This is a genomic window from Bradyrhizobium genosp. SA-3 (assembly GCF_004212635.1).
In the GTDB taxonomy this organism is placed as follows: Bacteria; Pseudomonadota; Alphaproteobacteria; order Rhizobiales; family Xanthobacteraceae; genus Bradyrhizobium.
Window position 1 is genome coordinate 1 of record NZ_PSRT01000266.1, and the last position, 4,256, is coordinate 4,256.

At 63.2% G+C, this 4,256-nt stretch carries 3 protein-coding genes; all 3 read left to right on the top strand.

Features of this window, described 5'->3' with window-relative positions; all coding sequences use genetic code 11:
* The first annotated feature begins 291 nt into the window (after positions 1–291).
* The 3 genes from CWO91_RS41645 (at position 292) to CWO91_RS41655 (ending at position 4,129) form a co-directional block, all read left to right on the top strand.
* Positions 292–1,914, top strand: coding sequence for an ABC transporter substrate-binding protein (locus CWO91_RS41645; RefSeq protein WP_130221096.1), 1,623 nt, complete (start codon positions 292–294; stop codon positions 1,912–1,914).
* A 212-nt stretch (positions 1,915–2,126) separates the two neighbouring features.
* Positions 2,127–3,140 (top strand): ABC transporter permease, encoded by a 1,014-nt coding sequence (locus CWO91_RS41650; protein WP_130221097.1) that lies wholly within the window; start codon positions 2,127–2,129, stop codon positions 3,138–3,140.
* Positions 3,141–3,229: 89 nt separating this feature from the next.
* Positions 3,230–4,129, top strand: coding sequence for an ABC transporter permease (locus CWO91_RS41655; protein WP_130221098.1), 900 nt, complete (start codon positions 3,230–3,232; stop codon positions 4,127–4,129).
* Positions 4,130–4,256 lie beyond the last annotated feature (127 nt).

The following is a 4,256-nucleotide window of genomic DNA, read 5'->3' on the forward strand; positions in this document are numbered from 1 at the left end:
ATTCCGGGCTCGATGCTGCGCATCGCCCCGGAGTGACGGCCCGGGCCGTGCCGCTGGCAAGGATTTCTGCCGTCGCCTTCCGAATGAGCTCTCTAATTTGTCAGCCCACTTTTTGCGCAATTATCCGTCTTTGTATGCAATTTGGGGCCTTGTCGCTCTCCGCAAGGTCGGGCAAAAACAGGAAAAATCATTCTGCATCCGTGACTTAAAGTAAGAGCAGCGATTCATTCGTCCTTGGCACGAACCTTGCGAATCCGGTTCCAACCAAAAACGTTGTGTTGGAGCGATTTCATGAAGCGCCGCGATTTCCTCAAGTCGGTTTCCGGATTGGCCGCTGGCGCGGCGCTTCCGGCCATGCCGCAGGTCGTCTCCTCGGCCAAGGCCGACGCCCGCTCGGAGACTCTGCTGATCGTCTCGGAAGGCGGCCCGAACAATCTCGACATCCACGGCGTCGGCACCAATGTGCCGGGCTACGAGGTGTCCTGGAATTGTTACGACCGCCTGATCAGCCATGAGATGAAGAGCGGTCCCGGCGGCGTGCCCTATTACGATCGCGACAAGTTCAAGGGCGAGCTCGCCGAGGATTTCAAGATCGACGACATGTCGGTCACCTTCAAGCTGAAGAAGAACGCCAAATTCCACGACGGTGCGCCGGTCACGGCGAAGGACGTGAAGTGGTCGCTCGACCGCGCCGTCAGCGTCGGCGGCTTTCCGACTTTCCAGATGAGTGCGGGCTCGCTGACCAAGCCTGAGCAGTTCGTCGTGATCGACGACTACACCGTGCGCGTCGATTTCCTGAAGAAGGACAGGCTGACGATCCCCGATCTCGCTGTCATCGTGCCCTGCATCGTCAATTCCGAGCTGGTGAAGAAGAACGCCAGCGAGAAGGATCCCTGGGGTCTCGAATTCACCAAGCAGCAGACCGCCGGCTCCGGCGCCTACAAGGTGACGAAATGGACCGCCGGCACCGAAGTCGTCATGGAGCGCAACGAGGATTGGGTCGGCGGGCCCCTGCCCAGGATCAAGCGCGTGATCTGGCGCATGGTGCCGCAGGCCGGCAACCGCCGCGCGCTCTTGGAGCGCGGTGACGCCGACATCTCCTATGAGCTGCCGTTCAGGGATTTCCAGGAGATGAAGGCGAACGGCAAGCTCAACGTGGTGTCGCTGCCGTTCTCCAATGGCATCCAGTATATCGGCATGAACGTGACCAAGCCGCCGTTCGACAATCCGAAGGTGCGGCAGGCCATCGCCTATGCGATGCCGTACCAGAAGATCATGGACGCCGTGCTGTTCGGCCTCGGCAATCCCATGTTCGGCGCCGCCAAAGACAAGCCGACCGAAATCGCCTGGCCGCAGCCGCACAAATACAACACCGACATGGAGAAGGCGAAGGCGCTGCTCACTGAAGCCGGCTATGCCAATGGCTTCGAGACCACGATCTCGTTCGACCTCAATTTTGCCGGCGTCAACGAGCCGCTCTGCGTGCTGGTGCAGGAGAGCCTCGCCCAGCTCGGCATCAAGGCCACCATCAACAAGGTGCCCGGCGCCAACTGGCGCACCGAGCTCAACAAGAAGGAGATGCCGCTCTTCACCAACGTGTTCTCGGGCTGGCTCGATTACCCCGAATACTTCTTCTACTGGTGCTATCACGGCAACAATTCCGTCTTCAACACCATGAGCTACAAGTCGGCGGAGATGGACAAGCTCATCGACGGCGCGCGCAATGCCGCGGCTGTTGGCGACAAGGCCGCCTACGATGCCGACGTGAAGGGCTTCGTCGATCTCGCCTACGCCGACATCCCGCGCATCCCGCTGTACCAGCCCTTCGTCAACGTCGCGATGCAGAAGAACATCAGCGGCTATCAGTACTGGTTCCACCGCCGCCTGGATTATCGCGCGATGGCGAAGGGGTGAGGGGTCGTGGGTGAGGTGAGCACGCTCTTCAGGCTCCCTCCCCCCTTGCGGGGTCCGAGGCGAGCGAAGCTCGCTCTCGAGGCAGGGGAGAGGGGTAGCCACGAATTCCGATCTCGCCTAGGGCCACCCCTCTCCCTAGCCCTCCCCCGCAAGGGGGGAGGGAACATAGCTGCGCGTGCCGAGAGAGTTTTGTCCACGATGGGGAGTGTCCCATGCTCACCATGATCGGCAAGCGCCTGATGTTCGCGATTCCCTCGCTGATCGGCGTCGTCATCGTCACCTTCCTGCTGACGCGCGCGCTGCCCGGCGATCCCGCGGCGTATTTCGCCGGCCCTGCCGCAACCAAGGAAGCCGTCGAGCAGATCCGGAAAAAACTCGGCCTCGACAGGCCGCTGATCGAGCAGTTCTTCCGCTACGCTGGAGACCTCGCCCATGGCGATTTCGGCAACTCGCTCACCACCGGCCAGCCTGTCGCGACTGAGATCCGCAACCGCCTGCCGGCGTCCGCCGAGTTGACGCTGCTCGGCCTCATCGTCTCGATCGTGATCGCCATCCCGCTCGGCGTGCTGGCGGCGACGCGGCCGGGATCATGGGTCGACCATCTCTGCCGGCTCACGACCACGGCCGGCGTGTCGCTGCCGGTGTTCTTCACCGGCCTCGTGCTGGTCTATGTCTTCTATTTCCGCCTCGGCTGGTCGCCCGCGCCGCTCGGCCGCCTCGACGTTTTCTACAGCGCGCCGCCGACGGTAACAGGCTTCTACCTGATCGACACGCTGCTGGCGCGGGACGTCGAGGCGTTTCGCTCGGCGCTGAGCCAGCTCATATTGCCAGCGACGACGCTTGCGATCTTCTCGCTGGCGCCGATCGCGCGCATGACGCGTGCCTCGATGCTGGCGGTGCTCGCTAGCGAATTCGTCCGCACCGCCCGCGCCAGCGGCCTGTCGCCGTCGACCGTCATCGTCACCTACGCCTTCCGCAACGCCATGCTGCCCGTCATCACCACGCTCAGCATGGTGTTCTCGTTCCTCCTGGGCGCCAACGTGCTGGTGGAGAAAGTGTTCGCCTGGCCCGGCATCGGCTCCTATGCGGTGGAAGCGCTGATCTCGTCCGACTTCGCGCCGGTGCAGGGCTTCGTGCTGACCATGGCGGTGATGTACGTGCTGCTCAATCTGATCATCGACATTCTCTATGGCGTGATCGATCCACGCGTGCGGCTGGAGGGCTGAACCATGATGAGGTTTCGCCCGGTGCAAACTCCAAAGAAGGTGCGCCCCCGCGGCTTGCTGGTTCGGTCAAACACTATCGTGGTGGTCCCATGAGCACCGTTGCGCCTGCTGTTGAACCCGTTGGTCCCGCGCGCACCTCGGGGCTATCGGCAATCCTCGAACAGACGCGCTATGTCCTCAGCGAAAACAAGGTCACGGGCTTTGCCTTTGCGCTGCTGATCCTGATCCTGGCCGCCGCGGTCTTCGGTCCCTATGTGGTGCCCTACGATCCGCTGGCCTCCGACACCGCGGCGACGTTGCAGCCGCCGTCGGCGGCCCACTGGTTCGGCACCGATCAGTTGGGCCGCGACATTTTTAGCCGCGTCGTCGTCGCGACCCGGCTCGACACCTTCATCGCGATTGCCTCCGTCGCGCTGGTGTTTTTGATGGGCGGCCTCGCCGGCATCGCGGCCGGCTATTTCGGCGGCTGGACCGACCGCATCGTCGGCCGCATCGCCGACACCATCATGGCCTTCCCGCTGTTCGTGCTGGCGATGGGCATCGTCGCCGCGCTCGGCAATACCGTGCAGAACATCATCCTGGCCACGGCCATCGTGAACTTCCCGCTCTATGCCCGCGTCGCGCGCGCCGAAGCCAATGTCCGCCGCAACGCCGGCTTCGTGCAGGCGGCGCGCCTCTCCGGCAACGGCGAATTCCGTATCTTGTTGGTGCACATCCTTCCCAACATCATGCCGATCATGATCGTGCAGATGTCGCTGACCATGGGCTACGCCATCCTCAATGCCGCGGGCCTCTCCTTCATCGGCCTCGGCGTCCGCCCGCCCACCGCCGAATGGGGCATCATGGTCGCCGAAGGCGCGGGCTTCATGGTCTCAGGCGAATGGTGGATCGCGCTATTCCCGGGCCTCGCGCTGATGATCGCGGTGTTCTGCTTCAATCTCCTCGGCGACGGCCTGCGCGATATCGTCGATCCCCAGCGGAGGACGTGATGGTAGTAGGGGACAAAAGCGCGATGCTTGGGAGTGAGGTGGCCACCACTCTCTCATTCCCTCCCCCCTTGCGGGGGAGGGGCAGGGAGGGGGGTAGCCACGAACTCCGACCCCGCTTGGGGCTGCC